Origin of the sequence: Mesorhizobium sp. M0077, assembly GCF_040322955.1 — a bacterium.
In the GTDB taxonomy this organism is placed as follows: domain Bacteria; phylum Pseudomonadota; class Alphaproteobacteria; order Rhizobiales; family Rhizobiaceae; genus Mesorhizobium.
Genome location: NZ_JAMYUL010000026.1, coordinates 39369 through 63189, shown reverse-complemented (window position 1 = coordinate 63189; position 23821 = coordinate 39369). Strand labels below are relative to the sequence as shown.

The window sequence follows — 23821 nt, the reverse complement described above, 5'->3', positions numbered from 1 at the left end:
TGATGGCGCCTTCCGCAACGCTGCCGCCGGTCGCGCCGTCGGTATCGGTCGGCGTGCTCGGATCAACGTCGGTGACGGCGATGGTGAAGGTCTGCGCGGTGGTCGGGCCGGCTCCGTCGGAGGCCTGGACGGTGATGGTGTGGCTGGTCGCGTCCTCGAAATTGAGCAGCGCGGCGTTGGCGACCGTCACCACGCCGGTGGTGGCGTCGATGGCGAAGCGTCCGCCGGCATTGTCGCTCAGCGAGTACGTCACGGCCGGGCCGTTCGGATCGGTCGAATTTGCGGTGATGCCGACGGCGGTGCCGTTGATGGCGCCTTCCGCAACGCTGCCGCCGGTCGCGCCGTCGGTATCGGTCGGCGTGCTCGGATCAACGTCGGTGACGGCGATGGTGAAGGTCTGCGCGGTGGTGGTCAGCGTCCCATCACTGGCAACCGCCTTGACCGTGTAACTGCCGCCACTGCTCTCGTAGTCGATCGTGCTGGCGCCCGCAGCGCTCACGCTCACCACGCCGGTGGTCGAGTTGATTTGGAACCGCCCACCTGCATCGTCGCTCAGCGAGTACGTCACGGTGCCGCCATGGACGTCGCTTGACGAGGCCGTCACCCCGACCAGCGTGCCTGCGGTCGCTCCCTCGGCAACGGAGTTGGCAGCGGCGTTGCCGTCCGTCGGGACGGACGGAGCTACATCACCCACCGCAATGGTGAAGGTCTGCGAGGCGCTGGTCAGCGTCCCATCACTGGCAACCGCCTTGATCGTGTAACTGCCGCCACTGCTCTCGTAGTCGATCGTGCCGGCGCCCGCAGCGCTCACGCTCACCACGCCGGTGGTCGAGTTGATTTGGAATCGCCCGCCGGCATCGTCGCTCAGTGAGTACGTCACCGTGCCGCCATGGACGTCGCTTGACGAGGCCGTCACCCCGACCAGCGTGCCTGCGGTCGCTCCCTCGGCTACCGTATTGGCCGCGGCATTGGTATCGGTCGGCGTCGAGGGAGCCACGTCGGTCACCGCAATGGTGAAGCTCTGGGTAGTTATCCCCCCGTGGCCATCGCTCGCCTGTACTGTAATCGTATGGCTGGTCGCCGTCTCGTAGTTGAGCAGCGAGGCGTTGGCGACCGTCACCACGCCAGTGATGGCGTTGATCCCAAACCGGCCGCCGGCATTGTCGCTCAGGCTGTAGGTGATCGTGTCACCGTCAGCATCGGTTGCAATCGCCGTGATCCCGACCGGGCTGCCATTGACGGCGCCTTCCGAAACACTGCCGCCGACGGCACCGTCGCTGTCAGTCGGCGTCGAGGGCGCGTGATTTGTTGTTCCTTGCTCGTTGAGAACTACAATCTGCTCAATACCGGTGATTTTAAGATCGAGCGTCTTGAAGGTATAGACAGAGCTATCAGCCTGGCCAGTTTGCGCGCTGATGTGTGCGGGAAGCCATACGTTTTTGACGTAAGCGATCTCTGCCGCAATGGCCGCGTCGCTGAACTGAGCTGCGCTCAGCCAGATCTGCATAGTGTCGACGTCGGGTGTGGATCCAGTCTTACCGAGCTGCACCGCGCCGTTTCCGCCATCGTAGGAATCATAACCCGAAAAAGTGGTCCCGCCCAGCAACGTTTGAGTTGGCACGATCCCGTTGATGGTCTGGTCTGTTCCGGAATACAGCATCCCGCCTGTCACCGTCTGGGTGGAACTCGCGAATGTGCTTCCAAGGCGGTACTGGTTTTCATAGGCCTTATAGATCAGAGTGTCCGTCCCTGACCCGCCGAGAACAGTATCGAACCCGCTACCGCCATTGAGGACGTCATCACCCGATCCGCCGTTCAGGCGATCGTCTCCAGCGCCCCCGGACAGTATGTCCACACCACTACCGCCGACCAGATTGTCGTTGCCGCTTGTACCAGTTGTCGTTGCCATACCCCGTCCCCTATCTCGCTAGTTGTTCTTGTCGATCAAGACGTGTCGACATCGACCTGCCGCTTGCAGTGGCGTCGCTCAAAAATTGTGAACCTATGAGGGCAAGTTCGCCTTCGCCAACAAACGGCTTGATCCTGGGCGAGAGCGCCGGACCAAATGAGTTCGCATCCAGACCAATGGCATGTGTACCAATGCCAAACGCCCACGCTCGCGAGTCCGGCAAACACAGCTTGATGCCTGCTGAATCTGCGCAGGCAACAGCGGGCTTCTTCGGATCGGTCGAGGCGGAAAACTCATCATTCGGAGAGCAAAGTGCGATTTCGGCCAGATCGCTACTCGACCCATCGAGAGATATAATGGTCAGAACGGTGGAAATGGGGACGGGCGCATTTTCGGCTAAGCGGTAGGTATAATCTCCGCCCTGTGGCGTATCGGGAAGCAACGTCGAAATTCCGTCGGCGTGTACGATTTGAGAAGCAGCCATTATAACCCTCTTACTCATACACAGATGCCCCCACATCCGTTTACCGACCGCACTGAAAAGACAAAGCACTCGCTATCAAAGCTCATAGACTTCGTCAGCCCACCCAACCGCCGCTATGTTACGCCTTGCGAACGGCTGACTCAGCAGTACCGTTTACGGATGGCGGCTCGATGTTGATGATGATGATGATGTTGCGACGAGATTGGTCGTCGCGCTGCGTCTCCCCTTGCGTCGGCAAACTCGTCGGCTGCCGATCATGTTTTTAAGAAAATGCTTATATTAGGAGATTATTAACTCTTCCGAGGGGGAGTCGTCAACATTCGACTAGCGTGACAGTTAACAGTCAAAATAAAACGTGCACGGAACCGGCTGCGGACCGCCTTCCAGAAACGCATGCCCCAGTGAGGGGAAGGTGTAGCAGCAACCGCCGATCTCATGGACAATTGCGTTTCACTGTGTCGGTTGCTGTAACCATCTGAGAGGGTCCCAAGAGTCCGAATTTCCGCACCTTGGCCTTGTCTTTCGACCAGGAAGGGCAGGGATGGTCTGATTTCGATGCATCGTCTCCGGTAGGAGAGGTAATTAGGCGCGATCAATATCCGGTTTCGATCATTCTCAGGCCGGCTCGAATTGTCCTGGAAGTCTTAATTGACATCGAGAAGGTGATGGGGCTGCCCGTCAAGGATCTGCTCCAAGCAGTTAATCCAAAACCTCACCAATCTTTTGGAAAACGCGGCGGCTGAAAAGGCGGGAGCAATCCAAAATGGCCGGCACACTGATCTCCTTCAAAATTGCCGATATTGCGCGCGGATCAAGAGCGCACGCTAAGGCAACATGGAGCCTGGCAGGGTAGAGGCGACGGGCAAGATCGTGGTCATCGCCGCTACACATACGAGCGAACCGGAAAACCCCGTCGACCAGTGTATAAAAAATCATGCGCGTTCGTCTTAAGGGGCTGAACAGCCGCACGAAACAACTCGCCGACGGCAGCCTCGTCACCTACTAGTGGGCTTGGAAGGGCGGGCCACCTTGCCTGGCAAGCCTGGAGATCCCGAATTCATCGCAGCCTACAAAGCTGCCGCCGCGACCAAGGCCAAGCCGCGCCAGGGCGCGCTGCCGTCCGTGCTGAATGAATTTCAGGCCAGCTCGGATTTGGATGACCTGGCGCCGCGCACGCAAGCCGACTATGTCAAGCTGATCAAGGTTATCGGAAACAAATTCGGTGACTTCCCGCTGTCGGGCATGAGCGACCGCCGCACGCACGGCATCTTCATGGAGTGGCGCGACGAGCGCGCCAAGGCATCGCGCCGACAGGCAGACTATGGCTGGCAGGTGCTGGCGAGGATCCTGTCCTGGGGACACGGTCGCGGCCTTGTGTCAGCCAATCCTTGCGAGAAGGGCGGGCGCCTCTATCGCGGCACCAGGGTGGCTAACGTCTGGACTGCCGCCGACGAGGCCGCATTCTATGCCAGCGCTCCCGCGCACCTGCATCTGCCGCTCACACTGGCCTTGTGGACCGGCCAGCGCCAGGGCGACCTGCTGCGGCTCACTTGGCAGCAGTATGACGGCAAGGTGATCCGCCTGCAGCAATCCAAGACCGGAACTCGTGTGGTCATTCCCGTCGGAGGGCCGCTCAAGGCTGCGCTCGGGGCGCTGCGCGACAAGGTCGGGCAGATACTTTTGAACAGCGACGGCGTGCCATGGACCTCAGATGGCTTTCGATCATCTGGCGCAAGGCCTGCGCCTCGGCCGGGGTGGTCGGAGTGACCTTCAATACATTCGCGGGACTGCTGTAACGCGCCTGGCGCTCGTCGAGGCCTGGGTGCCGGAAATCGCAACGATCACCGGCCACAGCCTTCGGGATGTGGCCGCAATTTTCGATTCTAACTGCCTCAACCGAGAGCCGGCGCTCGGCGAAAGCGCCATCCGCAAGCTCGAACGGGAACAAAAATTACCGACCGGGCGTCCGACTGACACGAAATGTTCTAATGACGAAACGGGAAAATGGCTTTAAAATCAACTGGCTGGGGAACCTGGATTCGAATCATAGCTGCAGGTCACGTCGCACCTTTACCAGATAGGCGTCGGCATCCTTCTGCCAGCCAGCGAACTTCATCGGAGGGCAGGGTGCGCTTGCGGACCTGAGCCATTCCTATTCCTCGCGGTACTTTGGATGACGTTGCGTGGTGTGGGAGCGAGCTTGCCAGACCGGATAGCGTTCCGCCTCTTTCGCCAACTCTCTATTTCCGCGACGCTCCGATGGCCTCGAAAACCTCTTGGCCGATGGGGACGTCTCCGGAGACGTATTCATTCGCAAGCTTGATTGCGTCGCCCAACTTTGGCGCAAGTTCAACCAAAAGATTGAACACTATCCAGACCGGAACATTAGCGCCGACTAACGGTTAATGTCGGCAGTGTCCCGAATCATGATTGGCTGGAGCGATGGCGGTACTGGCGTTCGATCTTGTCTATTTTTCCGGCCTGACCGTAGGCGACCTGCTGGGCAGCGTCATTTCGTTGCTGGCGTGTTTGGTGCTCTACAATGCTTTGGCTACGGACCGCCCGAACCGATAGGTCGGGTCTAACCCGCGATCGCCATTCCAAAGCCAAGGCCCAGGCCAATTGCGACGCCAAGGAACAGCTTGCCGGCCATGTCGATGCGAAGGCGCATACAGGGCGCCATGCGTCTGTGCGGGCGCTCTGAGGCCGTTGCCGATGTCATCGAAGATCGTTTCCATCGGTCGAGTCTCCGAATCTGTGAATCCCCTGTTTGATCCGTCAAAGTCTAACGATCAGGGAAGCGCCATGGAAAGCACGTGCAGTAACGGTTGGTTCAACCATTGCTGGTATAAGTGTGGGGTGGGTGGCGGCTCCGACAGCTCGGGGGTGGAACTGAGTGCCGAAGCCGCCTGCGCAGCCAAGGTTGGGGTTTGACCGCGCCGTCCTATTCTGGGACAGCGCGGTCAACGATTCGTTAAAATGATCCGGACCTAATTAAGTCGATGCCAATTGCGCCCTTCGGCCTTTTTGCGTCAGCCGGGAACATCCTCGCTCCGAGGCTGTTCGGTCACACCCGGCTCGTTCTCAGCGGTCCTGCCGGTGACCAAGATGGCCCCTCACTCATCATGGTCGGCCCGCGCTCGGAAGCAGGCGCGGGCCATCCCTGCACAAGCCCGGCGTCTCCAGATGTCAGCGCTCTGGCGCGAGCCGGACTGCATAACGATTGCGGATGTGGCTGTTAAAATAGACGCCCTTGGCAAGGCAGCTTTGAACGCAGCAACTGCCTCAGCAGGTACGTCCAAAAACTCGTAATGCTTCCCGCACCACTGCGGCCGTTCTAGAGCATGCCTCAGAACGTTCTCAAACGAGGTTAGCTGGAGTGGACTTCATAGCGTCACGGGAAACATACGGAACGATACGGGAAGATTTCTGATTTTGGCCCAAGAAAAAACTAAGAAAATCAACGATTTTTAGACACCCTCCGGGCCCACCAGTCGCCTTCATGCACAAGGCTTTGCGTCGAGGGTAGACAACCTGGTTAGACAGTGGGTTAGACAAACCGCTTCAGAAGCTTCGCCATGCCATCCACGGCGAGCCGCTCCTGCTCCGTCCTTGCTGTAAAGCTCTACGTGGTCCAGGACGTCGTGGCCGAGAATGCCTGCCGATTGTTTCGGGGTCGCGCCCTCCTTGGCCAGGTACTTCCCCAGCGTCTTCCGAAGTCCATGCAGCTTGCAGCCGGGCCCCATGCCCGCCATCTTGGTTCAGTGCGCCATCATGCCGGTCAGCGACTTTCTCAGAGAAGGAATTGCCGTAGGCGTTCAAAATCACCGTGTCGGCCGAACCCCAATGCTTCGGTGAGCACATAGGTGATCGTTAGCGCACTTCAAATGCGATCCGCTGCTCACTAATTACTTGATCCCGTAAATTACATGATCACGTATCGACTTTTGCATTGAAATCCCGAATTCGGTGGCCTTATAAAACTGATGCTGCCATTGCTCGTAGGTCGGCTGTGATGGATAACGCGGCTCCATTCCGCAAGGCCGTCCCTTGCGTCGAAGTGACAGAAACCTGCGGCGAATGGTTCGTCCGCGTGGTTGAGAAAGATCAGGAAATTGCCCGGTCATTCAATCAGGAATCGTTCGCGTTATCCTTTGCAGAAGGCCAGCGGATACGCCTAGGGCTAGCGAAGGTCGTGCGCCTGTAGGGCGCTGTGGGGCGGCATTGTAGGCATCCAAGCATGAGCGGAACCTAATTTGCAGCCGCAAATTAATGTCCAATGAATGAACTCCCAAACCGGAAAAAACTCGTGCCTGACCCTCAACCTCGGCGGGGCTCCAACAAAGGTGTGTTGCTAGCGGCTGCAGCGCTGCTGTTTGCCTTTCTCGCTCTTATTCTGTTTGGGTTTTTTCAGTAACTGCGCGCGGCGCCGTCGTCCTAGAGAGGGCAGAGCACCTGCCGACGTGATCTTCGATCCGCTCGCGTCCCAGCGGCGGGCCGATCATACAAGCCGGCTCGGTTCGTCGCTCCTGACGGGTTGATCGGTCCCACAGAGCAGGTTGATCATCGGCAATTTCTTGGCAGCGCCGGTATTCAACTCACGCCCAACGCGATTGAAAACTGAAGCTGGCCGTCCATCGTGACTGACGCAGCACGAGCCGAACAGGCGAGGCAAGCGCAAGCCTTGAGGCCCAACCTCGGACAGACGAATCACGCTCGTGCAGTCTGGAGACAGCGCAACGAGTTATTCATTCGGGCGCCTTCGCATCACCAGCGGAACGAAAGAGTTAATTGACGATTTACTAGGGAAGGATTGCAGGACGGAAAACATTGAGGATTGCTGCCATGACAATGTTGTTCGAACCACTCGACTCTGAAGGTTACAAGCGCAGTGTGGTCTACCATGCCGCACGCTTGTCCATGCTCCACAACCGAATGCTGAAGCGTTTCGACAAGGTCGATAAAGCGGCTGAAAAGGTTGAAGCCGAGGTGGAGCTGTTTGATGAAGCTGTTCGCACTCTCTACGAATGAGCGGCATGTTGACCGCCGACGTTCCTCCTAGCGCGTATACGGGCGCGGGTTTCACCGTTGCCCACCAGGCGATGTCGCGCCGCGGATTTGGGCTTGATAAGCACGATCTAATGTATACGATTCACCCAGCCGGCCTGGCTCCCCCGCCATCGGGCCGGTCAGGCCCGACGGTTCAACGCACCACCCGAACGACTGTCGGGCCGCTAGGACTCTCACCGTGCAGCCGGGTTCATGCTTTGCCTTTTTTTCTCGAAAAGCGCGAGCTTGGTCATATAACCAATTCTGATTTTTGCATGGCATTGGGTGCAGTTGAAGTTGGATATCACCTTCAACCACGATCCCTTTTTTATGATGACATGAGAACAGTTTGGACATTCCAGTTCCAGGTACTCGTCCCCCATATCGTTTGAAATCGGCACTACGACACTCCCCAACAGTTGCCCGTGAAACTTGCGCTTCGAGATCGGCCGGCACCTCCGTGCTCAAACCCCGAACGTGGGTCCTTGGCAGATGTTCCGCAATCCGACCTCTGGCGACCGGGATCGGACCTAAGTCCAAATCGCCGCCAACAGGCCGAGAAGTGGAACCCCGGCGGATGCTTTTTGAACGCTGAATTTCCGTCCTCGCCGGTCGTAGTCCGCCGTCCTCATGGCCAAAGCGCCAATGTTGCCCTTTGTGAGACTGACCTCGTCCGGCCTACCAGGTCGCCAGGGCGCAACTCCGGTAATAATGCGGCGGAGCGAATGTCAGCGCGAAGCTGTGCGCAGGGACGCCAACTCGCTGACAGCAGCAAGGATGACAGCATCGGTTGCCGGCTTCGGCAGGAATCTGCAGTCGCGGAAAGCCGCGGGAACGTCGGCGGGGCCAAATCCCGACAAGAAGGCAAAGGGGATGCCTCGCGCCTGCAATATCCTCGCCACCGGCAGACCCGTTTCACCGTTCAGCTGGATGTCTAGCAACGCCACGTCAATCTTGTCCGATTCGACAAGACGCAGAGCGGCGGATACCGACGGCACAGGTCCGACCACCTGATAACCGGCGCGACGCAGCCGCGCGGCAGTGTCCTGCGCGACTAGCCATTGATCCTCAACAATCAGAACACTCACGCTTTCGCTCACGGCCCCTCTCTGCGATTGACCGGAAATGAGATGTCGATCCGAGACCTTCGGACAGTTGTTTCGACATGTCCGCAAACCTATAGGTAACCTCTCCATGCAGCAAGGTGAGGCTGATGCTGGAGCGGAGGCGCTTCCACCGACCACTTGCTGAATTACCGGAGCCGAAGATTAGCGCGTCAATGGAGCTGCGGTCCGCGCCTCCGCTCCATCAGAGTTGGATAGGCGTTTACCCCTCTCCACCATCCACAAAATCTAAAAGCCGCCGTACCGCGCCATTGGCTCTTCAAAGCATGAGCAGCACCTCTCTCTCCATCTTTGGCGACCTGAGATTGCAATCGGTCAATGAGCGTCAGAAGTGCGATGCACCGAGTTTGTGCCTGCAGTTTTTCGAAGGAAAGGCTTGAGAATTCATGATTTCGGAGCAGGTTTGGCTGGCGCATGAGCGCCGCAGATCTATACTGGGGAGATCAAGCGATGGGGTCGGCCATGAGCAAAGAGTTCAGTGTAGCTGATGCCTATGGCGCCGGCCGCGCCATGTTCATGGGACTTGAACTGCTGGTTTCGCCCGGTGCGCTCGTCCCCAGACCTGAGACCGAGTTGCTCGGCAAGACCGCGCTTGGTGTGTTGCATCAGATGAACCTGCCGGCTCCGCGCATAGTTGATATGTGCTGCGGCACTGGGAATCTGGCGTGCGCGATCGCCTACCATGTGCCCAGCGCCCTTGTCTGGGCAAGCGATCTCACCGATGAATGCGTCGAAACGGCACGCCGCAACACCTCACATCACGGCATGGCTGAGCGTCTTTCGGTGCTTCAGGGCGACTTGTTCGACTCTCTCATCGGCCTTGGGTTAGACGGAACTATCGACGTAATCGTCTGCAATCCGCCTTACATTTCTGAAAAGCGGCTCGAGGGCGACCGCGCCCATCTGATCGAGCTTGAGCCGCGCGAGGCGTTCGCAGCCGGCCCTTACGGCCTGAGCATTCATATGCGCGTACTGAAAGACGCACCGCGATACCTGCGGCGTGGCGGCATCCTGCTCTTCGAGGTCGGGCTTGGCCAAGACCGACAGGTAGCGGGTCTGCTGGAACGCAGCAAGGCATTCGAGAACATCCGTTCGGTCTCGAACGAAGCAGGCGAGGGCCGGGTGGTTCTGGGGCAAGTCAAGACGCAGGCATGAATCCTGCGACAGTCAGACCAAATACGGGGCTGCTCTGGGCGTTACGCTCACCCATCAGTTCATTTTGCGGATGATGTATTGCTCGATCCCCTGGATGGAATCGAGGTTTTCAGGCAGAAGTTCGCTGTCCTCGACGGTAATGCCAAAGGTCTCCTCGATGAAGCCGATAATCTCAAGCACACCCGTCGAGTCGACAATGCCTTGATCGAGCAAGGATGCGTCATCCAGCAATGCCTTGACGTCGCTGACGTAGAAATTCGAAACCAAGAAACTACGAATCTGCTCGCTGTAGATTCCGGTGCGTTCCTTGATGGTCAACATGAATTCGTCCTCCGTGGCGTCACCATTAAATCAGCGACTTGGTTCTGGCCCCGTATCATGACAGCGCAGTTTTCTTGAGTTTTCCCGTGTCCGTCATCGGCAGGTTCGCCACAACGACGATGGATTTCGGGACCATGAAGTTTTCCAGACGCTTCTGGCACTCCTTCTGCAGTTCCCTTTCGCCAATGGCTCTTCCATGCTCCATCACCACAAAAGCTTTCACCGCTTGCCCGAGGAGCTCGTCGGGAACACCTATGACAGCCGCTTCTCGGACTCCTGGAATGTCCATCAGTACATTTTCCACTTCCCTTGGCGCCACCTTCTCGCCTCGCGACTTTATGATCTCATCCCCACGGCCAACGAAGTAGAGGTAACCCTCCGTATCCATCCGGCAGTAGTCGCCGGTGTATAGGACCTGCTCGCCGGGCAGCGGGCCGGGTTTGAGTTTCCTGGCCGTTGCCTCGGGCTTGCCCCAATACCCGTTCATCACCGTTGCGCCGCGAATGACGAGTTGGCCGACAACGCCTGGGCCTATCCGCCTGTCATGCTCGTCAACGATCCACATCTCCGTATTCGGGATTGCGATCCCTACGCTCAATGGCTTTCGCTCGAGGTCCTCTGGCGGCAAATAGGTGCAACGTTTGCATTCGGTGAGACCGTACATCGAATAGATGCGTGCACTCGAAAACAGCTCGCGAAGCATGAAAATATGCTTGAGGGGTAGGGCTGCCGCAGTGTTTGTGACGTAGCGGATGCTCGAGAAATCCTGGTCTTTGAGGGACCTGAGTTCGGAGAGTGCGGCAAAGATTGTGGGCACGCCGGGAAAGCCCGTAACTCCCTCCTGCCTGATCAACCCGAGGATCTGTGCCGGGAAAGCGAACGAGCGTTCGAGCACCAGCCGGGCGCCGGTACGAAAAGCCATGATCATCTGGTACAGTCCATAATCGAAGGCGAGGGGTAGGACATTGAGGATCACCTCGTCCTCGGCAATCGCCAGGTAGGAAGCGACAGACGCGCACGCGGCCATCATGTTTCTGTGCGTCAGCATCACGCCCTTGGGTTCGCCCGTCGACCCGGACGTGTAGATGATGGCTGCCAGATCAACATCGATGCACTGCCGTGCCGGCGGCGTATCCGCGCCATTGGCGAGGGCGGCGTCCCAGCGCACGGCAAACGGCAGCTGGGCGAGTTCGACGTCGTCGATCGGTCCCGATACGATCACCCGCAGAAGTGACGGGCAGCCGCGCGCCGGCTCGCGGAAGATCGCTTGCAGATGGCCGTCCGTGATGAGCGCCGTCGGCCGGCAGTCGTTGAGCAGATAATCGAGCTTGTCGCTCTTGGTGAGCGGGTTGACGATGCACACCACCGCATTCGCCTTTAGCACCGCCCAGAAGCTAACCACCGTCTCGACGGTGTTGTCGGCGAAGATCATCACGCGATCACCGCGAACGACTCCGGATGCGGACAGGTCCCAGGCGATCGCGTTGGCTCGCGTTTCGAGTTCGAGGTAGGTGACACGCTGCCTGTTGCACACCAGCGCCACCTTACTTCCGTGTCGGACGGCGGAATGGGCGAGGTAGTCATGCAGCAATGGTACGGCATCATGCAACATACAGGCGCTCTTCCCGATGTTCGCAGTCGACGTCGACGCTGAGCGTGCATTCGAGCGTTGCACTGGGACAACCCGCGACGAACTGCTGATGAAGAAGTTGGGTCGACAACACGCCGACCAGCGCCATGTTGTCGGCATTGGACAGGTCGCCATCGCCAGTTCTGGCCTGGCATTTGGCAAGCAGGTGCGTGACCCCCTTTGGATCGAAGACATTCGCCTCGCGCAGGGCCTTCTGCGAAACCGCCTCGCGAGCGTAATCCGGAGCGTCTGCGCCGACGAAGCAAAGCGCGTTGGGCGCGCGGAAGGGCTGCTTCTTGCGGGCTACGATCTCGGAGGGCAGGATGGGTGCCGCCATGCGCTTCAGCACGTGCTTCTCGTCGAGGCCGCGGAGTTTGAAGGAGGGCGGCAGCGAATTCGCGAGCCTCACGAGTTCATCGTCCAGGAACGGGAAGCGGCCCTCGACGGAGTGAGCCATCAGCATCCTGTCGCCTTGCGAGGAGAGCAGATAGCCCGACATCAGTGTTTGGACCTCGAGATACTGGTCCTGCGCAAGAGGGCCCCAACGGGCAAAATGCGCGGGCAGACGGGCGAGCAACTCGGACACGGCGTCGCGGCCCTGCGTTCGAGCGCGCATGTCGGCCGAAAACAAGCGCTTGATGGCCCTGGTGGTTTGCCAGCGGGTTTCATGAGCAAAGCCCGGCGCGTCGTAAGCCTGAATATTTCGCCCGAAGAACTGACGCGCCATCGCCTGCTGTTGCACCGGCGAGCGGGTGAGATAGGGGTAAAGGCGTTCCAGGAGCCGAGAGCGTCGTGTCGAGGTCGGCTGGCGCCCCCAGAAGCGGCGGACCTTGCCTTCGCGGAACAGGTCGTAGCCGGCGAACATTTCGTCAGCGCCTTCGCCGGTCAGCACGACCTTGATGCCACGCTCGCGCACCAGGCGCGAGAGCAGGAAGAGTGGCGCCGGGGCCGTCCTCAGTATCGGGCGTTCGGTGTGGTGGATTACCTCAGGAAAGATTCCGGCGATATCTCTGCGCGAAACGACGACTTCATGGTGCTCACTGCCGGTCGCCTCGGCAACCATTCGCTGGAAGCGGGTCTCGTCATATTCGGCGTCGTCAAAACGCAAGGAGAAGGTTTGGAAGCGCTCGCCCGCGAAGCGCCTCGCGAGCGCGGCCACAAGCGAACTGTCCAGCCCTCCGGAGAGGTAGCACCCGACAGGCACGTCTGCGCGCGCCATTCTGAGCGCCGTCGCGGCCTCAAGAGCGCTAGATACGCGGTCCACCGCGTCACTGCAGGACCCGGTGAACTCGCCCTGCCGCGATCCGAAATTGTCGGGATAGGAAGGCTGCCAAAAAATCCGCTCACGAACGGTGCCATCCTGATAGATGCGGACACGACCCGGCTCGAGTTCGTTGATTCCGTCGAAAACCCCTTGCGGCGGAACGACCGTCCAGAGCGTGAACGTCTGATCGATGCCGGCGGGATCGAAGGCGCGAGGGATGGTTCGATCGGCCGCGAAAATGGCTTTCACTTCGCTGGCGAAATAAAGCCGGTGCGCATGCTCGCTGAAATACAGCGGGCAAATGCCGAAGCGGTCGCGCGACAATACGAGACGATTGGCCACTGAATCCCAGATTGCAATTGCCCATTGGCCGTTCATCCGCTCGAAGGCCGTTTCTCCCCACTCACGATAGGCGTGTAGCGCGACCTCCGTGTCGCTGCGGGTTCGGAAGCGGTGGCCGAGCGCCGTGAGTTTTTCACGCAGTTCGACGTAGTTGAATATCTCGCCGTTGAATACGATCCACGTCGTATCGCCTCTGTCCGCCATAGGTTGCTGGCCACTGGAAAGATCGACGATGGACAGCCGCACATGCGCCAGCCCCGCGCGTCTGTCCCGGTAGAGACCGCGCCCGTCGGGGCCGCGATGCGCCAGCGCGCCCATCATTTGCATCAGCGCCTGCCGCGAAGGAGAAGCCGCTGTGGCATTCAGCGCCACGATTCCAGCGATGCCGCACATGCTCGGTCAATCTCCGCCTTCGGCGGACAGCAAAGGCCGCGCGTGAAGATAGTGGGCCGCCCTTCGTTTCGCTTCGATGTCCTTGAAGACTTTCTGGAGCTGGGGCTCGGTGAGGCCAGCAACCGCCGCGAGCTCATTGCTGGCGACCCCGTGGTTCAGGCCGTAGAGGCATAGATCCATCAGGTGATAGGGCAGCGCGAAATAGAATTCTTCCTGGCTTTGGGCCATGGAAAAAGTGTCGGTGGTCGGTGGCCGCCGCCGGATTTCATCATCCACCTCGAGATATTCCGCGAGTTGATAAACCTGGGTTTTGTAAAGGTGAACGATCGGCATCACGTCGGCGGCTCCGTCGCCCTGCTTGACAAAAAAGCCCTGGTCGTACTCGAGGCGATTTGGAGTGCCGACAACCGCGTATTTGAGGCGGTCGGCGTGATAGTATTCCGTCATCTTGCGCAGGCGCTGCTTGTAGTTTGTCGCAGCAACGATCTGCAGATAGGCAGCTGGCGGCAGACGCACGTTATCTACTTTACCCTGCGGATCCTGGACCGTGAGGCGGGTTATATTGAGCCCGCTGCTCTCCAGAACCGACGCGATCACCAGCTTGCATTTCCACCCTTCCCCATAGTCGGGAACGACGGTCTGGATCGCATCGATCTGCCGGCGGTAGGCGCCAATGGCCTCCAGTGCCGGTGCTATGTCCTCAAGGACGCTTTCAATGCCAAGCTGTGCCGCGACGCGGCGGCCAAGTCTCAGGGAGTCGCCGGAAGAATCCCGCTCCGGCATGAACAGTCCCAGGACCTTGTCTTTCCCGAACGCGCGCATGCACAAGGTCGCGACGACGGAGCTGTCGATACCGCCGGAAAGACCGACAACCACGCCGCGACGATGCAGGGTGCCGAGAACCTGAGTGCGCAAGGTGTCAACGATGCGATCGACCTCCGCGCGGGCATCGAGCGTCAGCATGTCCTTGCTGAATTCCGGAATTATGTCGATGACAAGTCCTCCCTTTTGCGAGATTCGGCGGGGGAATAGGTCTGCACGATGGCCGCCTCGATAAGCGGACGGTTGGTGGCAAGGTTTGGTTCGACGACAAGGTCGATGTGGCTGCCCGTGATCGAAATGACGTCCAGGTGTGCCAAGACGCTGTCCCAGCCCAAGGCCCGCGGCATTCCCTCCCTGCGACATCGGAACAAGGTACCGGAGAGGGGCAGAGCCGGTTTCGGTGCCTCAAGCCACTGGAAGAATGACTTCGCCCTTAAAACCTCCTGCAGTTCCAGTTTGGTCCTGAAGATCGTCGGGTTGAACTCTCCATTGGCAAATCTGTCCAGAATCCTGGCCAGACGCGCTTCGCCGCCCACGGCGACGGTGATCTTCGCAAGGGCTCTGCAAGCCATCCGGTGCGCGGATACGCGGTTGGTGCGAATACGATAGAACGTACGGGTAAGAGTCTCCCAACGGTTGCTCGGCTCGTCCAGAAGGCTCGTGTCGAGGATGCCCAGGAACCGCACCGTTCGCCCGGCCTTCATGAGCCGTGCGGCAACCTCGAATGCAACCGCGCCACCCAGAGAATGGCCGAGAAGTCGCACGGGGCCCGCAGGTTGGATGCGGCTTATCTGCTCGAGTGCGGCGCCAGCCATGGCGCTGAGGGTGTTGTGTCCGTCCAGTATCGCCGCAAGGCTCGGATATCGGATGGGGTTTACACGGGCGACTTTCCCCATGGCGGCTGCGAACGCAGCCAGGCTCGGACCATAGCCAACGGACCCTGGAAACAGGAAAAGAATCGGGGGGTGGTGCTTCTTTTCGCGCCCTTCGCCTAACCGTGCAGAGACGACCGCCTCAACCATCTCGTCCAAGCTCATGCCGACGGTGAATGCCTCGAGGCCCAGCTCTTGCCCGATGGCGTTTTCGATCGCCATGACGCAGTGCAGCAGCTGCAGCGAATCTCCTCCAGCATCATCCCAGTTTCCCGTGGCAGTGCCTGTGTTGAGAACCTGCGTCCACGCGTGCTGCACTATTTGACGCGTGTCCTTTGCTCCTCCGGCGGGCGGAGCATCGAGAGTGGACGACCGGGCGGCTCGCGCCCTCCTTCCGTGCGAACGATCTATCTCGGCCAGTGTTGCCAAATCGACCTTACCTCCCGACAGGCGTGGGATTGCGTCAACGGTGTGCAATCGCAAGGGACGCAATGGTGCCGGCAAGGTCATTCTGAGGAGCTTGCGAAGGTCGTCTGCAAAAGCGCCGCCTGCGAAGCGCTGGGGAACCGCGAAGGCGATGAGTTCCTGCGCGGCAGTTACCATCACCACGGCATCCGCCACCGAAGGCGCGCAACGCAAGACCCGTTCGAGTTCGGCGGGCTCGATGCGTCGACCATTGATCTTGATCTGGCGCCCTTTGCGGCCGACGATCCTCAAGATGCCATCATCGTCGAGCCGAACGAGGTCCCCGGTCGAAAAAAGCCGAGCCTCGGGATCGTCGGGGTCCGGCTGCGAGGGAACGACCACACCGCTCTCCCAATGACCAAGCAGGACATAGCGGCTTTTGATAAGAAGCTCTCCACTTTCGCCTGGCCCTACATTGCGCTCCGCTTCGTCGACGATAGCGAATGTCATACCAGGGAGCAGCCTGCCGACGGGAACCGACGCGTCTTGCTCGGGCCAGTCAGGCGGCAAGAACCATTGCGAACCGATGGTTTCAGTCGATGAGTAGCCGATCTGGATCAGACACTGGTCCGAAACGGCTTTGCGCAGCAAAGCGATGTCCGTCCATGACACTTTCTCCCCACCGATCCGGGCCACTCTGAGCGGCCAGGAAGCGTCGGCGGGCGCCTCAGCCAGGAGGGCTCGAAGCAGTGCCGGCACAAGATAGGCGATCGTCACACCTTCGGACTGCAATCGAGCGCGCGTAGCGCGCAGGCCGACAGCCTCCACCTCGAGAAGATGCAACGTGGCGCCCGTCAGCAGCGCCGCAAAGATCTCCCGGCAACCGGCGATCGTGGCTGGCCCGGTCAGCGGCAGGAAAACGTCATCCGCGCTGATATGGCACGCATCGACATATTGCCGGACCCGCCATAGCAGGCTGCGTTGGCTGTTGACGATTCCCTTGGGGCGCCCGGTGCTGCCCGAAGTGTAAAGCACCAATGCAGGCGCATCGACCGAAACGATAGGGGGCTTATGCTGCTGTTCCGGGTGTTGATCGTTGGGCGTCACGGCGGCGGCAATATCGATCCAGACGATCTCTTGGGCCAATTCGACCGGGCGAACATTTTCGGCGCCTATAATTGCGCCGAGCCCCGCGGCACTGACTATATCGAAAATGCGAGAGGCGGGATCTCTTGTGTTGAGCGGAACCGAAGGCCGTCCCGCCGCCATGGTCGCCAACATCGTCACAGGATACCAAGCGGAGTTTGCTTGCAGGATGCCGATGGCCTGCCCTTCGGGGACGACGGCAGCGATATGAGTTGCCAGCGTCTCGACCGCCCGGAAAAGCTCAGAAAAAGTCAGGCGGTTCGCGCCGTCGCTGATTGCGAGCTTGTCAGGATACCGCCTGGCGACATCTCCAAGGTGGTCGAAGATTGGAGTGTCCGCAAATTTGGCACCCATCTGTCGGTAACGGCGCCAGACTGGCCCCCCTTGGTCAAGATCATATTCGGGAACGACTGACCACTTTCGGGTGGGTCGCAGATCCACCTGTAGGTTTTGATTTGCCACTTCCGAATGCAAACACACTGAGGACATTCAGGGCCCCGCCAAGCTGACGGTCGAACATCGCTCGCCGCGGAGATCTTTTCATCAATCATTCGGATGATGCCTCGATCTTGCCTAGCCAGCGCTTCCCGAGCGTCCTTCAGAAGTTTTGCCATCTGTGTCCAGCACCGGTCGTTTTTCCTTGCAAGCTCCGTCGAGCGCAAGACGGCTTGCCCAGGCAAACGGAGCGATCGGCATCTCCGCTAGAATCCGGGCTCGGTGCCCAGATTCACTGACTGGAACAATCATTCAAATGAACGTTGGTGTGATCGGAAATCCGGCTAAGCTTGATCCGTAGGGAAATGACTGCTCGTTTCGGAGACGCTTGAGCATATGATCATCGAGTTGTTTGGGCCGCCTGGCGCGGGTAAAACCACGCTGCTTCGCGGCCTCTGCCAAGGGCTGGCGAGACACGGCATCAATGTGAAGACAGTAAATGGGTATCGCCTGATTGAACCTGGATCGGCTCAGGATGACGCTCCGGAAATCCGCCATGGCATAGGGCGAATTGGCAAGAAGATTGCCACATCCGCTCCTATCTTGCTGTCGACCTTGCCAAAGGACAGTGTCGCGGCCCGGCTTCTGGCATCGATCCCTCTTCGAAGCCGCGTGTGGTCATGGCGAATGAAGGTCGACATCGCCCAACTGTGCCAGTCCTGGCGCCAAGCGCGGGAGTCGCCCGGTTGCTTCATCTTCGAAGAGGGCATGATTCAGGCTTTGTGTGCGCTGGGTGTGCTGGCTAGAACTCCAAGCCTCGACGCGGTCCGCAAGTGCCTGGCGTTTCTGCCGCGGCCGGATCTCGTTGTGCAACTCGACGCGCCGCAGGAAACGTTACGCCGCCGTCTTGTGGATAGGCATGCGCAGCAACCGCTCCTCGAGGTTATGCTGTTCGAACTTGGCGTGGACAAAGGATTAAGGCAGGCCGAAATCTCAAGAGAGGTCGGCGAGTGCCTGCGCCAGGACCGATGGCCGTTGATACAAGTCAATGGTGCTAAACCTCACGACGTGGACGGGGTCGTCGCGCGCGTTCTGGGAGAGCATGTTGGTCATGCTACCCCCAGGCTGGCCCATGACCTATGATCCATGACACATTTATGCATTTGGCGCCAAGCCGGGCAGCATCTGCCGCCAAGCGCGCAATCATGTCGAATCGTGCTGATCGAGCACTTCGAGCATGGTCGTCAACATGCTTCCGACTTCCTCAGAGATTTCCTCGGGGCGGATTCCCGCTCTGATGGCATCCGCCGTTGCTTGGTCCGCAAGTTTCGCCGCAAGAGCCGGATCGGCCTTGGTGTAGAGTGGGATCTTATCCTCTACCCATTTCTGCAGGAATTCGATGCCGCGCGCGCTCATACCAAGTACAAGCTCGGCGGGGCTTGTTGGTTCCGTCAGCCCTATTCAAGAACATCAGACCATCTTGCTCAGGCTGGCGTTCCCGCGGTCACGTCACGATGAACGAGGACGCCGTCAGAGCCAGATGTGGCGATAGAGTGGCAAATTGGATCTGATGTGCGCCGCCCGAGCCGTCGCTGTCAAAGGAAAGCGCGCCGGTCGTGCTGTTATAGACGATGTGATCGCCGCTGTCGTGCGCGGCCCTGCCGGCGTAGAACGCCGAAGAGGGAAGGGCGCCGGTATGCAGGCCGGCAAACACGGTGTGGTCGAGTTGGATCTTGTCGTGGCCCACTTTGAAATCGGTGACCTTGTCGATATTGCCGACCTTGAGAGCCGAATCGAAGACAAAGACGTCGTTGCCGCCATGTCCCGTCAGAACGTCTCTCCCGCCACCGCCGTTGATAGTGTTGCTCCCGGAATTGCCATCAATGGTTTGGGCGAATTCGTTTCCCGTGAGCTTGATGGCGGCAGTTCCCAATTTGCTGGTGGTCGCAAGATGCTCGACCTGCGAGCCGGCCGACAGCGCGTAGCTGACCGATGCCAGCACGCTATCGTTGCCGCTGTGCCGCAGTTCCACCACCTTGTCGCCGGCGTTGTTGACATAGTAGGTGTCGTTGTAGCCGCGGCCCATCATCGTGTCCGCGCCAGCGGTGCCGCGAAGCACATCCGCGCTACCCGTGCCGTAGAAAATGTGATCGCCGGTGCTGGTCGGAGGGACACTTGTGGGCGGAGGCGCTGTGCTGGTAGGCGGCGGCGTCGGTTCGCTGGCCGAAGGACCGCTTGCGGTGCTCTGGTTGTGTTGAAGGAACAGAGCCTGCAGCGTCGGCGAGCTCTCAAGCGCCGTGTCGCCCTGTTGAGAACCCCAAGCATAGGCATAGTCGAAGGCCGGCGAAGGCGCTACCTTGGCCCAGTGGTCCAACATGGTCTTTTCCTGAGCAACGCTGGGCAGGACATAGCGACCGCCCGTGTCGGTCGTCCAGTCGCCGCCGCCGAAGGTCTGATACACGGGAACGACCTGACTGAGCGGGATGCCCGAGGCGACGGCCGCCGCCACAGTCCTGTCGATCATGTTGTAATCAATCGTGCTTGTTCCGGTCCGTACCGGGTAGGGATCCAAGCCGTAATAGTCGATATGCGTGTTGGCAGGATTGAAGGTGTTTGAAAAGTCGGGGTTAGCGGAAGACCCCATGTTCATCATTGTTATGAAGGTCTTGGCGCCGGGCAGGTGGCTGTGGATCCAGTCTGACTCCGCCTTCAGATCAGCGGCGGTGGCATAAGTTCCCCATTTGCCGGTCGGGTCCGGCTCATCGACGAGGAAGAAGCCAAACACTTTCGGATTGCCGATGAAGGGCGTGACCTTCTGGATAAAGGAGGAGGTTGCACCATCTGCTTCATTGAGCCACACTAGGCCTTTCTGGCCGGCCGGCAAGGCGTTGAGCTGGTCCAAGGAAGATACATCAACAAGATTGAATCCGGCTTTCGCGACCTCGGAGGCCGACCCGCCCGAGGCGTAATGGAGTGTTGTCATTGACATACCCTTCGTCCGATTCGGTAGGCGCCCCACACCTGCCTAGGGAAAGGATCCATTAGCGACAAATCAAATACCGGCGTCCCTTGATAGAATCTTTGATCATCGTCCGGAAAACACAACAGCCTCGATGCTACGCTTGCCTCAGAGGTATGTAGATGATCTAAGTATGGGGTGCTCAAGCCTGCAACGAAAGCATTGCAGCGAAGTCTGCCGGAGCGCCTTGTGCGTTTGCAGTGGCGGCAATCGGCCAATGCGCGCTTCGGTTGCGCGAGCACCGCCCAAATGCGCGCTTCCGCAGGATTTATTTGAGCCCAGGCAGCAAAGGAATCGCGTCCTGGCGAAGCCCTCCCATTGCAGCCGCTCAATGCTCCTCGTGAAAAGCCTCGGCGCCAAAATGAGCAAGGCAGTACTCCAAAAGGTCATGCGAGACGCGCGCCGCTGGCAATTGCGGAGAGGCACTGAACTGGATCCCACCGGGTTCAACGGAAAGGCGGGCGTGCCGGTCCGAATGACGGCGAGCATGGCAACGCGGTCGCCCATCCGCGGGAAGAGGCGGCTGGTGGTCCGACCATATCCAGAGACCGGGTGAAAGCCTGTTCCAGACGAAGCGGTCGGGAGAACTGGCGGTGCGAGTCATCACACCATCTGGGCGCGATGTTGATCCGGCGTGAGAAGGCGGGCGGAAGTTGCTTTGAACGCTGCGCGCGGACCTTTCGAACACAGCCATTTTTATATCCGGCCCGCCGTGTCGTACGCGAAGGTGCCGTCATTGCACCGTCAGACGGGATGAATCCAACTCACTGACCGAGGTGACAGCGATTGTGGCTGCATTGCCGCATCGTTGATCAGCTTGCTTCATGCAAACAGACGAGGACAGCACGAAAGCCTGCTCCTAGCGTGGGACTGGCTGTTGTGTGTTCAGGGGCGATGAAACCGGCCATGGAAACCGCGGATAGGATCAGCTGTTTTAAGCGATTGGTATCGCATCCAGGAGCGACAGGATGAGTCCGCATCTGGTTTGCGTTGGAGGCGAGGATCATAGACTAAGAATCCCGTTTCTTTTGGCGCTTCGCGAAAGGGGTTTTCAAGTCACTGCCGTTTCGAGTGATCTCGGAGCCGCCTTCTCACCCCATGGCATTGCCCATCGCCGATTTGGGTTCGACCGCTTTGGCAGCGGCGGTGCAGAATGGGGTGCTGTCAGCGCGATCCGTGAACTGATGTCCGAACTGCGTCCGGACATCATTCAAAGTTTCGACACCAAGCCCAATATCCTAACTCCACTGGCGGTGCGCGGGCACGTTCCCGTCGTTCGCACCATCAACGGGCTTGGTTGGACATTCTCGTCGCGGGAGCCGCGGGCCCTGGCATTGCGTCCTTTCTTTTGCGGCCTTCAGGGGGTGGCGTCTCGTTGGACAGCCATGACCGTCTTCCAGAATAGTGATGATCAGGCCTTCTTCGAGCGCTACCGGCTGGTGGCTCGCGGCAAAGGGCGACTGATCCGGAGTTCTGGCATCGACCCCGATGCATTCTCGATGGCAAGGTATCGTGGTCCTTCGGCTGCCACGATGCGCGAGGAACTTGGCCTACAATCAGCCCAGGTCATAATATTTGTCGGCCGGCTCACGCGGCAGAAGGGGATTCCAACCCTCATCGAGGCGGTTCCTCGCGTTATCCGCGAGAGGCCCAACGCGCGTTTCGTACTTGTCGGCCCGCAAGACTCCGAAGGTCCGTTTGCCGTCAGCAGAGCCGATATCGAGCGCCATGTTCCCCACGTTGTCGCATTGGGGCCAAGGCGCGACATTCCAGCCCTCCTTGGGATGGCGGATCTGTTTGCATTTCCGACGCAATATCGCGAGGGAATTCCGCGTGTCCTGCTGGAGGCGGGATTGTCCGGATTGCCGATCGTCGCCTCGAATATGCCGGGCTGCAACGATGTGGTTGAGGATGGCTGGAACGGCTATCTCGTGGCGCCGCGCGATGCGGATGGCTTGGCCTCCCGGATAGTCGATCTTCTTTCCGACCCCGCCCGTGGCAAGACCATGGGCAGCCGTTCCGTCGGATTCGTGCGGGAGCGGTTCTCGTTGTCGTGGGTCATCGACCAGTATTGCGACCTGTACAAGACAATCCTGGGTGGCAGATATCGCAGCAGGCTTGTTCAAGCTGCGCAGGCGAATCCGAGGGAAGAGGCGGTGCCGAGCCCCCATCGACTGGGCGAGGCGCGGCAATGATGCGTGATGCGCTTCTGGCCTTCGGCGTCGCGATGTCCTACGCGGCGCAACTCAGCATCCCAGGGCTGCCCTTCGGCTACAGCGAACTATGCCTCACGCTCTGGATAATGCTGTCGATGACGCGAATCCTTGCTGGCGGCCAACTGGAGGTTACGCCGGCCCTGGCCAAGCTTGGGCTTTTCTGGCTGATCCTGGCGCTTGCCATGGGCGTGGGTTACATCATCGGTTTTCTGACAACCACGTTGTTCCTGGATCCGTTGTTGCACGACACGCTGGCCTATGTGCTGTTGGCGTGCGTCACCTGTCTGGCCGCTGCGGAGCCCAACGCGTCTTTCCGTTTGCGTCGTATCGCCTGGTGGATGGTTGCTATCGCGAATGCGGGCTTCATCATCCAGGTAGGGCTTGGCTTCGGCTGGCTCCATCAGGCTGGGGTCGAGCCCTGGTACTGGGACCGCTTCTGCGGATGGTCCGACAATCCGAACCAGCTTGCGCTCTACTGCGCCCTACTCGGTCCACTGGCCTTGCATCTTGCCACAACCACCAGCAATAAATGGGGAAGATGCCTTGCCCTATGCAGCCTCATATTCACCGTTTACGTCGGAAGGCTGACAAAAAGCGATACCTACCTTTATACCACGGTCCTGGCTTGTCTGATCCTTCTCGGGCTGCGGGTCCGGGCCTGGCTGACGAGCGACGGCAATAAGGCGAGCCTTTCAAGGCAGCTTGCCGTCCTGATGGCCGTTGGCTTCCTGCCGCTGGCCCTGTCTATAGCGCCCTATGCCCTCAGCGAAGCCTCCAGCGCCGAAGACTTCGCCAAGAGCCTGACCAAAGACAAGGGCGGGGAAGCGACTGCCCAAACCGCGGCGCTTCGCCTCTACCTCTGGAATGCAGCCTTGGAGAAGGGGGCACGATCGGGATCGCTTGGACTGGGTCCGGGCCCGCACCTAGATAGTCCGCCCGTGGTCAATCAACAGTTTTTGCCGCGGCCCTTCGAGGCGCACAGCACCATCCTGGATCTCTACACTCAGGGCGGCCTGATTTCGGTTCTAGCCCTGATGTGGATCTTCGGCTCGGCTGCGTTGTCCGCCTGGCGGGCGAAGCTGGACGCTCTGGTGGCGCTCGTGGCATCGATCGCCGTTTTCAGTGCTCCGCATTTGGTCATCCGCCATCCGATCGTGTGGTTCTGTCTGACCCTCTGCCTTGCCGCTGGGACGCCGGAAGCGATCCCCGCGATTGTTCGCCAGAGGAGATGCTAG

Annotated in this window: 20 protein-coding genes; 10 read left to right on the top strand and 10 right to left on the bottom strand. The window is 59.5% G+C overall.

The window, feature by feature from the left end:
* Together NKJ57_RS29875 and NKJ57_RS29870 are read right to left on the bottom strand one after the other, a co-directional pair.
* Positions 1–1909, bottom strand: a 1909-nt coding sequence (locus tag NKJ57_RS29875) for a cadherin domain-containing protein (RefSeq protein WP_352513631.1), incomplete at its 3' end; no start/stop codon positions are given.
* Positions 1910–1919: 10 nt separating this feature from the next.
* On the bottom strand, positions 1920–2393 hold the full coding sequence (locus tag NKJ57_RS29870; protein WP_352513632.1) for a hypothetical protein: 474 nt from the start codon (positions 2391–2393) through the stop codon (positions 1920–1922).
* A 509-nt stretch (positions 2394–2902) separates the two neighbouring features.
* On the opposite strand from NKJ57_RS29870, the gene NKJ57_RS29865 reads away from it, so the two are divergent.
* The 6 genes from NKJ57_RS29865 (at position 2903) to NKJ57_RS29840 (ending at position 7424) form a co-directional block, all read left to right on the top strand.
* Complete coding sequence (locus NKJ57_RS29865; RefSeq protein WP_352513633.1) at positions 2903–3136, top strand: hypothetical protein; 234 nt, start codon at positions 2903–2905, stop codon at positions 3134–3136.
* A gap of 286 nt (positions 3137–3422) precedes the next feature.
* Positions 3423–4160 carry a site-specific integrase gene (locus NKJ57_RS29860; RefSeq protein ID WP_352513634.1) on the top strand — a complete coding sequence of 246 codons (738 nt, stop codon included), beginning with the start codon at positions 3423–3425 and terminating at the stop codon, positions 4158–4160.
* The gene (locus NKJ57_RS29855) at positions 4105–4407 is read left to right on the top strand and encodes a hypothetical protein (protein WP_352513635.1); all 303 of its coding nucleotides are present in this window, start codon (positions 4105–4107) and stop codon (positions 4405–4407) included. Before NKJ57_RS29860 ends, NKJ57_RS29855 begins: the two co-directional genes overlap by 56 nt.
* A gap of 428 nt (positions 4408–4835) precedes the next feature.
* Entirely contained in the window at positions 4836–4967 is a 132-nt protein-coding gene (locus tag NKJ57_RS29850; protein WP_352513636.1) for a hypothetical protein, read from the top strand.
* Positions 4968–6408: 1441 nt separating this feature from the next.
* Positions 6409–6600: a hypothetical protein gene (locus NKJ57_RS29845; protein ID WP_352513637.1), complete on the top strand. Its 192-nt coding sequence runs from the start codon at positions 6409–6411 to the stop codon at positions 6598–6600.
* 638 nt (positions 6601–7238) lie between these two features.
* Positions 7239–7424, top strand: coding sequence for a hypothetical protein (locus tag NKJ57_RS29840; RefSeq protein ID WP_023681021.1), 186 nt, complete (start codon positions 7239–7241; stop codon positions 7422–7424).
* Positions 7425–8170: 746 nt separating this feature from the next.
* Here NKJ57_RS29840 and NKJ57_RS29835 read toward each other — a convergent pair.
* Positions 8171–8542, bottom strand: a complete 372-nt coding sequence (locus tag NKJ57_RS29835) for a response regulator (protein WP_023670881.1) — start codon at positions 8540–8542, stop codon at positions 8171–8173.
* Positions 8543–9028: 486 nt separating this feature from the next.
* On the opposite strand from NKJ57_RS29835, the gene NKJ57_RS29830 reads away from it, so the two are divergent.
* On the top strand, positions 9029–9721 hold the full coding sequence (locus NKJ57_RS29830; protein WP_023689767.1) for a N5-glutamine methyltransferase family protein: 693 nt from the start codon (positions 9029–9031) through the stop codon (positions 9719–9721).
* Between the two features lie 54 nt (positions 9722–9775).
* Here NKJ57_RS29830 and NKJ57_RS29825 read toward each other — a convergent pair whose 3' ends face one another.
* From NKJ57_RS29825 to NKJ57_RS29805, 5 genes are read right to left on the bottom strand one after another with little or no spacing between them, the layout of a single operon-like run.
* Entirely contained in the window at positions 9776–10042 is a 267-nt protein-coding gene (locus NKJ57_RS29825) for an acyl carrier protein (protein ID WP_023670883.1), read from the bottom strand.
* Between the two features lie 55 nt (positions 10043–10097).
* Positions 10098–11654 carry a class I adenylate-forming enzyme family protein gene (locus NKJ57_RS29820; protein WP_023753026.1) on the bottom strand — a complete coding sequence of 519 codons (1557 nt, stop codon included), beginning with the start codon at positions 11652–11654 and terminating at the stop codon, positions 10098–10100.
* A complete protein-coding gene (gene asnB, locus NKJ57_RS29815; RefSeq protein WP_352513638.1) occupies positions 11644–13671 on the bottom strand; it encodes an asparagine synthase (glutamine-hydrolyzing) in 2028 nt (675 codons plus the stop codon). The genes NKJ57_RS29820 and asnB overlap by 11 nt, the downstream gene beginning before the upstream one ends.
* 6 nt (positions 13672–13677) lie before the next feature.
* The gene (gene nadE, locus NKJ57_RS29810) at positions 13678–14658 is read right to left on the bottom strand and encodes an NAD(+) synthase (RefSeq protein ID WP_352513661.1); all 981 of its coding nucleotides are present in this window, start codon (positions 14656–14658) and stop codon (positions 13678–13680) included.
* Positions 14655–17405 (bottom strand): AMP-binding protein, encoded by a 2751-nt coding sequence (locus NKJ57_RS29805; protein WP_502902077.1) that lies wholly within the window; start codon positions 17403–17405, stop codon positions 14655–14657. The genes nadE and NKJ57_RS29805 overlap by 4 nt, the downstream gene beginning before the upstream one ends.
* Before the next feature lie 342 nt (positions 17406–17747).
* Between NKJ57_RS29805 and NKJ57_RS29800 the strand changes: the two genes are divergently transcribed.
* On the top strand, positions 17748–18494 hold the full coding sequence (locus NKJ57_RS29800; RefSeq protein ID WP_352513640.1) for an AAA family ATPase: 747 nt from the start codon (positions 17748–17750) through the stop codon (positions 18492–18494).
* Positions 18495–18554: 60 nt separating this feature from the next.
* Here NKJ57_RS29800 and NKJ57_RS29795 read toward each other — a convergent pair whose 3' ends face one another.
* Together NKJ57_RS29795 and NKJ57_RS29790 are read right to left on the bottom strand one after the other, a co-directional pair.
* The gene (locus NKJ57_RS29795; RefSeq protein WP_023670889.1) at positions 18555–18767 is read right to left on the bottom strand and encodes a DUF768 domain-containing protein; all 213 of its coding nucleotides are present in this window, start codon (positions 18765–18767) and stop codon (positions 18555–18557) included.
* 88 nt (positions 18768–18855) lie between these two features.
* Positions 18856–20334, bottom strand: coding sequence for a M10 family metallopeptidase C-terminal domain-containing protein (locus NKJ57_RS29790; RefSeq protein ID WP_023681029.1), 1479 nt, complete (start codon positions 20332–20334; stop codon positions 18856–18858).
* 1004 nt (positions 20335–21338) lie between these two features.
* On the opposite strand from NKJ57_RS29790, the gene NKJ57_RS29785 reads away from it, so the two are divergent.
* Together NKJ57_RS29785 and NKJ57_RS29780 are read left to right on the top strand one after the other, a co-directional pair.
* Entirely contained in the window at positions 21339–22565 is a 1227-nt protein-coding gene (locus NKJ57_RS29785; protein ID WP_352513641.1) for a glycosyltransferase family 4 protein, read from the top strand.
* On the top strand, positions 22562–23821 hold the full coding sequence (locus NKJ57_RS29780; protein WP_023681031.1) for an O-antigen ligase family protein: 1260 nt from the start codon (positions 22562–22564) through the stop codon (positions 23819–23821). Before NKJ57_RS29785 ends, NKJ57_RS29780 begins: the two co-directional genes overlap by 4 nt.

Coding starts and splice junctions, on each gene's coding strand:
- NKJ57_RS29870 (WP_352513632.1), bottom strand. CDS start 2,393: ATGGCTGCTTCTCAAATCGTACACGCCGACGGAATTTCGACGTTGCTT.
- NKJ57_RS29855 (WP_352513635.1), top strand. CDS start 4,105: ATGGCTTTCGATCATCTGGCGCAAGGCCTGCGCCTCGGCCGGGGTGGT.
- NKJ57_RS29850 (WP_352513636.1), top strand. CDS start 4,836: ATGGCGGTACTGGCGTTCGATCTTGTCTATTTTTCCGGCCTGACCGTA.
- NKJ57_RS29845 (WP_352513637.1), top strand. CDS start 6,409: ATGGATAACGCGGCTCCATTCCGCAAGGCCGTCCCTTGCGTCGAAGTG.
- NKJ57_RS29840 (WP_023681021.1), top strand. CDS start 7,239: ATGACAATGTTGTTCGAACCACTCGACTCTGAAGGTTACAAGCGCAGT.
- NKJ57_RS29830 (WP_023689767.1), top strand. CDS start 9,029: ATGAGCAAAGAGTTCAGTGTAGCTGATGCCTATGGCGCCGGCCGCGCC.
- NKJ57_RS29825 (WP_023670883.1), bottom strand. CDS start 10,042: ATGTTGACCATCAAGGAACGCACCGGAATCTACAGCGAGCAGATTCGT.
- NKJ57_RS29820 (WP_023753026.1), bottom strand. CDS start 11,654: ATGTTGCATGATGCCGTACCATTGCTGCATGACTACCTCGCCCATTCC.
- asnB (WP_352513638.1), bottom strand. CDS start 13,671: ATGTGCGGCATCGCTGGAATCGTGGCGCTGAATGCCACAGCGGCTTCT.
- NKJ57_RS29805 (WP_502902077.1), bottom strand. CDS start 17,405: ATGTCCTCAGTGTGTTTGCATTCGGAAGTGGCAAATCAAAACCTACAG.
- NKJ57_RS29800 (WP_352513640.1), top strand. CDS start 17,748: ATGATCATCGAGTTGTTTGGGCCGCCTGGCGCGGGTAAAACCACGCTG.
- NKJ57_RS29795 (WP_023670889.1), bottom strand. CDS start 18,767: ATGAGCGCGCGCGGCATCGAATTCCTGCAGAAATGGGTAGAGGATAAG.
- NKJ57_RS29790 (WP_023681029.1), bottom strand. CDS start 20,334: ATGACAACACTCCATTACGCCTCGGGCGGGTCGGCCTCCGAGGTCGCG.
- NKJ57_RS29785 (WP_352513641.1), top strand. CDS start 21,339: ATGAGTCCGCATCTGGTTTGCGTTGGAGGCGAGGATCATAGACTAAGA.
- NKJ57_RS29780 (WP_023681031.1), top strand. CDS start 22,562: ATGATGCGTGATGCGCTTCTGGCCTTCGGCGTCGCGATGTCCTACGCG.